3 protein-coding genes are annotated in these 6848 nt (G+C 37.2%); all 3 read left to right on the top strand.

Translation table 11 applies throughout. The features are described from left to right. Positions 1 to 674: 674 nt before the first annotated feature. Complete coding sequence (gene priA, locus WFK35_RS05570; protein ID WP_336731751.1) at positions 675 to 3122, top strand: replication restart helicase PriA; 2448 nt, start codon at positions 675 to 677, stop codon at positions 3120 to 3122. A 159-nt stretch (positions 3123 to 3281) separates the two neighbouring features. Then, complete coding sequence (gene dacB, locus WFK35_RS05565) at positions 3282 to 4754, top strand: D-alanyl-D-alanine carboxypeptidase/D-alanyl-D-alanine endopeptidase (protein ID WP_214589185.1); 1473 nt, start codon at positions 3282 to 3284, stop codon at positions 4752 to 4754. 88 nt (positions 4755 to 4842) lie between these two features. Further along, positions 4843 to 6765: a M1 family aminopeptidase gene (locus tag WFK35_RS05560; RefSeq protein WP_336731749.1), complete on the top strand. Its 1923-nt coding sequence runs from the start codon at positions 4843 to 4845 to the stop codon at positions 6763 to 6765. The last annotated feature ends 83 nt before the right edge of the window (positions 6766 to 6848 follow it).

Raw genomic sequence — 6848 nt, 5'->3', positions numbered from 1 at the left:
CAAACTGGTTCACCCTGTTTCTTGTGAATGCGTTTAGTTCTTAAATTTATTGTTTTACAAACTAAAGGTTAAACAAAGAGATTCAATTATCAGGAATTCAGCTTTTAAGATATACAAAGGCGTAAAACTTATCAAAGTAATACCATTTTTTTCTTTTTTAAATAAACGAAGTGCCTTTGTTTAGCTTACCAGCTTTTAATAATTAAAAAAAATTTTTTGTTTTTCTTTGCGATAAATCATTATAGTATTATAAATCAATTATCTAAATTTATTTTTTATCCTGAACTCAGGATTATTTAAGTAAAATAGCAGAAAATCCTATAGAGTTTTATCTGTGTAGACATCATATTCGGAAGATATTCAGCGTTCCGTAGGAACGCTATCTTAGAAAATTCATTGAGAATTATAGATATCAATCCTACGGATTGATGGATAGATTTATTCTTATTTATACACAGATTCTGCTCCCAAAGAATCAAAACTCCTTTTGATAATAAGCTTTAAATATTTCATATCATTTGCTGAGTGAAACGCCTTGGCGAACGAAAAATATACATAATCATTTAAAGAAAATCTTAGCCGTCATTGCGCTTAAAAGTATTCCATAAAAACACACCATCAAAAAATTGCAGTTCACAAAAGAAAAAATTAATTTTACACTTTAAATTTTTCCCTTGAATTACGCCCAGATTGTTTTACCGTTAAACCTAAAAGGATCTTTCACCTATAAAGTTCCCGAAGAACTGCAAACCGCAATTCAGACAGGAATGAGGGTTTTGGTTCCTTTTGGCGGCAAAAAAATCTATACGGGAATTGTTTTTGAACTTCACAACAATGCATCTGAAACTTTTGTGGCAAAAGAAGTCATCAGTCTTCTCGACGATCAGCCGATTGTTCCGCAGGAGCAGATTAACTTCTGGAACTGGCTTTCGGACTATTACTTGTGCGGTTTGGGAGAAATTTACCGTTTTGCATTTCCTTCTTCCCTAAAACTTGAAAGTGAAACCTACCTCAAGCTGAAGCCGAATGTAAAAGTTGACTTTGAGAACCTTGATGTCAATGAAATGTATCTCATTCAGGCTTTGGAAGTACGGCAGTTAATTAATCTGACTGATATTGAAGCATTTATTCCCAAGAAAGATATCATTAAAACCGTCAATTCTTTAATCGATTTGCAGTACATTGAAATCGATGAGAAAATTGCCGAAAAATACAGAGCGAAAGAAGTTGCCTACGTAAAAATCAGTGATGAGGTTTTACAGCGTCAAAATCTTACGGAAATGCTTTTGTCCTTAAAAAGAGCGCAAAAGCAGAAAGACCTTTTTCTCCATATTTTAGAAAAGCAGACCGAAAATCCTGATCTGCCCATCAAAAAATCAGAACTTTTTGAAGACGGATATTTCGGAAGTTCGCATTTTAAGGCTTTGGCAGATAAAAATCTGGTCGAAGAATATTATATGCAGAAAGACCGTATCGAAAGTTACGAAGGTGAAATAGAAGAGATCGAAGAACTTTCGGAAGCCCAGAAAGAAGCGAAAAATGAAGTGGATGAAGCCTTTGAAGAAGGAAAAAATGTTCTGCTTCACGGAGTAACTTCTTCCGGAAAAACCCATATTTATTTAGAGAAGATCGAAGAATGCATCAGCGAAGGAAAAAATGTACTCTTTTTACTTCCCGAAATTTCTTTAACCAAACAGATTACTCAACGATTAGAAAAAAAATACGGAAGACAACTCGGGTTTTACCATCAGAAACTTACAGATTTCGAGAGGGTGGAAGTCTGGAGAAGAATCAGGCAGAATGATATTAAAGTTTTAATCGGAACACGGAATTCTCTGTTTTTACCTTTTCAGAATGTAGGGTTGGTTATTGTGGATGAAGAACACGATTCTGCGTACCGTCCGAGAGAAGTTTCTCCTTATTTCAATGCAAAAGATGCGGCGTTGGTTTTTGGAAATTTTTATGGGGCAAAAGTCATTTTAGGCTCTGCAACACCTTCTGTGGAAAGCTATTACAACGCCAGAAAAGATAAAATGAAATATGTTTTTCTGGAAGAACGCTTTGGGAATGTCAATCTTCCTGAGTATGAACTCATTAATTTTAAAGAAGCTCAGGAATCCAAAAAAGTATCCGGAAATTTTTCTTTGCAGTTGATTGACGAGATTAAAAAAGTGGTGGAACAAAAAAATCAGGCAATTGTTCTTCATAACCGTCGCGGTTACGCCAATGTTGTGGAATGCGAAACCTGCGGTTACGTAAACTACTGTTCCAACTGCGATGTGGTGATGACGTATCACAAAGCTGCCAACGAAATGAAATGCCATTACTGCGGACAGAGAGCCTCAAAACCCAAAGTTTGCCCAAAATGTCATTCCGAAAACCTGAACGAAAGAGGAGTAGGAGTAGAGCAGATCCATGAAGAAGTTTCCAAATTATTTCCCGATCATGAAGTGGATCGAATGGATGTGGATTCCATGAGAAAGAAATTTGCCTACGAAAAATTATACGAAAAAATTGAAGATCGGGAGACCGATATCGTTGTCGGGACACAGATGATCTCAAAAGGTCTGGATTTTGATCACATCGAGCTGGTTGCCATTCCGAAAGCGGATTCCTTATTATATGTTCAGGATTTCAGAGCAGAAGAAAGAGCTTATCAACTCATTACTCAGGTTTCCGGAAGAGCGGGAAGAGTTTCCGGAAAAGGAAAAGTGTTAATACAGACTTTTAATCCGGATCATTCTGTTTTTCAGTTAATTAAAATGAATAGTCCGGCGAAAATCTATAAATATATTTTAACGGAACGCCAGAAATTCCATTATCCGCCTTTTACAAAGCTGATTATGATAGAACTGAAGCACAGGAGAGAGGATAAAGCCAACCGCGCTTCCCAGTTTTTAGGATCCATCCTTAGAAAATATCTTCCCGAAGATTGTGTTCTGGGTCCGGAAAAAGCTCAGATTGCGCGACTTAACAATCTCTATCAGTTCCAGATCATGCTGAAACTTCCTAAAGGAAAAAAGTACGATGAGTATAAAAAAAGGGTTTTAACAAGTCTGAAAGAATTCGATGAAATTACAGCGTACCACAGCATCAAAAAAGACGTTTTTGTAGATTTTTAACAATTTTTAACAAACTTTATATTCTTTTTATAATAGTCTACTGAACTGCCATACAACAATATTTTCTACATTTGATCGTTGATTATATGTTTGGTGTTTTGTATTTCAATTTAACCCGTTGATTTTTAAACCATCCAAACTATAGCAAAAGAAAAATAGATGGTAAATTTCAGAAAGTATATTTCAGGTGTTGCGGTGCTGGCTTCGGGCTTTTTTCTGGCTCAGTCTACCGTTTCTACAGTTCTGTATTCTCCGGCTTACGACAATCAGAAGAGCAGTTTAAACTTACCTTCTCCCATCACTTCCATGGTGGAAAAAACTATTTTGTCGCCGAAAGAACTTGTAGACATTAATGTAAACACTATGATGACCGATCCTGTGCTGAAAAATGCAACATGGGGTTTCGTAGTGTACGACCCGAAAACGAAGAAAGTAATCTCTTCGTATAACGAAAATACTCCTTTGGTTCCAGCTTCCACAACGAAATTATTAACTACCGAAACAGCAATGAATATGCTGGGCGAAAGTTATCGTTGGAATACTCAGCTCGAATATTCAGGAACAGTGGACGAAAACGGAGTGTTAAACGGAAATCTTTACATCGTCGGAAGCGGAGATCCTTCTTTAGGAACCAATAAAGGCGGAGCTTGGGCTTACAGAGACATTATTACAGATTTCAAAGAAGGACTTTCTCGTGAGGGAATCAAAAAGGTAAATGGAGATATTATTATCCAGACAGCGCTTTTCAAAGGCAATATTTCGAAGCTTCCGGAAAATGTTGTGTGGTTGGAAAACAATAATTACTATTTGCCGGTGGGAACAACCAAAGAGATCAATCCTGCCAATGAAAAACTGATCGTAAAGAAAGGAAACAATTTTTCAACCGATAAAAAGTTTTTCTACGTTTCTCCGTACAACAATCAGATGGTGTATGCAGATAAATATGAAGGCGACGGAATTTTAACGACAAAATTACCCGATGCACCTGCTTTTCTTGCCAACTCTTTCAGAACTACTCTCGTAAAAAGCGGAATTTCTGTAACCGGAAAGGTTACTCCGAAAATGACGGATGCCAATCCTGAAGCCAGAAAACTCGTTTCTGTGTACAAGTCTCCTACTTTAGCGGACATTATTTATTATACCAATCAGCACAGCGATAACGGTCTGGCTGAAGCGCTGTTAAAAACTGTAGGTTTCCAGAGTCTTGGCGATCAGACTACAGAATCCGGAAGAAAAGTAGTAACAGAGCATCTTAAAAACGGAGGATTTGATATGCTTGGTTTAAATTATATCGACGGAAGCGGGCTTTCAAGAAGCAATAACGTTACGCCGATTGCTCAGGCAAAATTCCTGACTTCTTTAATGAATGAAAAGTATTACAAAACGTATTTGAATTCATTGCCGATCGGAGGACAGTCCGGAACGTTAAAAAGAATGTTCAACGGTCTTGGAAACGGTCAGGTTTTTGCAAAAACAGGAACGCTGAATAAAGTAAAAACGTTAGCCGGATATATGAAAACAAATACCGGAAAAACATTGGTTTTCTCTTTAATGGTTAACAATTATGCAGGCTCTGTAGATATGGTAAAGAAAAGAATGGAAAAAATTCTCGAACCAGCTTTAGATTTATAAAATTGTTAAAATTTAACGAATATCAAAACCTTTTAATCAATGATTGAAAGGTTTTTTTATATCTTTGATATGTTATTTTAAATTGAATATGAAAAAGTTTTACTTTTTAGTTTTGAGTGTTCTGGCTTTTCAGCAATTAAGCGCACAAAACGAGAATATCGAAAGAAAAGCGATGGTGGAAAAGGAGATGAAATCTTTCGCTCACAAAATGGCTGTAGGAAATGTGAATCCTAATACACTGAATTACGATCTTCAATATCAAAGGCTGGATCTTACCATCAATCCGGCGGTTTATAATGTTTCGGGTTCTGTAACCTCTCATTTTAAACCCAGCCAGAGTTTAAGTTCTATTTATTTTGATCTTGATAATCAGATGACAGTTTCCGGAGTGCAGTATCACGGAACGCCGCTTACTTTTCAGCAGTTGTCTACCAAAGAACTGAAAATTAACTTTCAGTCTGCTCTTGCGGCGAATGTTCTGGATTCTTTAACAGTTACGTATTCAGGAGCGCCTTCATCAACCAACAACGCTTTTTTTAACGGAACACAGGGCGGAACTGCGGTTTTATCTACTTTAAATGAACCTTATGGAGCGCAGGACTGGTTTCCAACCAAGCAAAGTCTGAATGATAAAATTGAAAGAGTAGATATAAAAGTTACCACACCTTCACAATACAGCGTTGCTTCCAACGGAAAGCCAATGTCTGAAACAATTTTAGGGAATGGTCAGAAACTGACGTTCTGGAGAACACAGTATCCTACTGCAGCATATTTAATTGCACTTTCGATCACCAACTTTGTGAAACTTACGGATACGATGGGAAATCCTCCTTTTCCGTTCATTAATTATATATTTCCTGCAACTTCTACCAATACGACAAGTATGAGTAACATCGACTGGACAAAAACGGTGATGAATACTTTTGAAACCTACTTCGGGCCTTATCCTTTCCGAAATGAAAAATACGGGCATATGGAATTTCAGGCGGGTGGAGGAATGGAACATCAGACCATGTCATCGATGGCGGGATGGAGCGGAGGTCTCATTGCCCATGAGTTGGCTCACCAGTGGTTTGGCGACAAAGTAACCTGCGGCGCCTGGAATGATATCTGGCTGAATGAAGGTTTTGCCACTTTTGGAGAACATGTGGCCAATGAAAAACTGCTGATGACGAGCACAGACTTTTTAAATTATCTGTTGACTCAGAAAAACTTTGTTACAGGTTCGCCAACAGGAAGTGTTTATGTTGCTGATGCCAATCTAAACAGTGTAGGAACCATTTTCAACAGCAGATTGTCTTATTCAAAAGGAGCATATGTGCTGAGAATGCTGAAATGGATTTTGGGTGATGCCGTATTTTATCAGGCAATTCAGGATTACCATTCCAGACCTAATTTGGCTTATAACTATGTAAGAACTCAGGATCTGAATGCATCTTTATTAACGTCTACCGGAAAGGATTTTACAGAATTCTTCAACGACTGGATTTACGGACAGGGGTATCCTACGTATGACATCCGTTGGAAGCAGGTAGGAAATACCGTTACTTTCAGAGCATCTCAAACCCAGAGCAGTTCAACGGTAAGTTTCTTCGAAATGCCTTTACCGATCAAAGTAAACGGAACAGGAGGACAGGTTGCTTATTTTGCGTTGAATAATACGACCAACAACCAGTATTTTACGCAGTCGGTAACATTTCCGGTGGCAAGTGTAGAATTTAATTATGAATATCAGATTCTGGACAGAAATTCTACGGTAACTCAGGATAACACATTGGGAACAGCAGATTTAATTAAAGAAGAATTTGCTTTATATCCGAATCCTGCTAAAAATGAACTGAACTTAAAAGGGATTACAAAACCTACAGATTTTACGATTTATTTCACAGACGGTAAATTAGTGAGACAGGGAATTTATCAGCCGGAGAAATCAATCAACATTTCAGAGTTGGTTCCGGGAACGTATATTTTTAAAATTAACGATAAGAACGTGAAGTTTTTAAAGAAATAATTTTTTACAGCATAAAGTTAAAACCTTCAGATTTTCTGAAGGTTTTTGTTTAAAAATGGTTAAATGAAATTGGGTAATAGGTG

This window comes from Chryseobacterium sp. VD8 (assembly GCF_037149975.1).
Classification (GTDB): domain Bacteria; phylum Bacteroidota; class Bacteroidia; order Flavobacteriales; family Weeksellaceae; genus Chryseobacterium; species Chryseobacterium indicum.
Note: the sequence above shows the minus strand (reverse complement) of the source record. Positions and strands in the feature narration are given on the sequence as shown.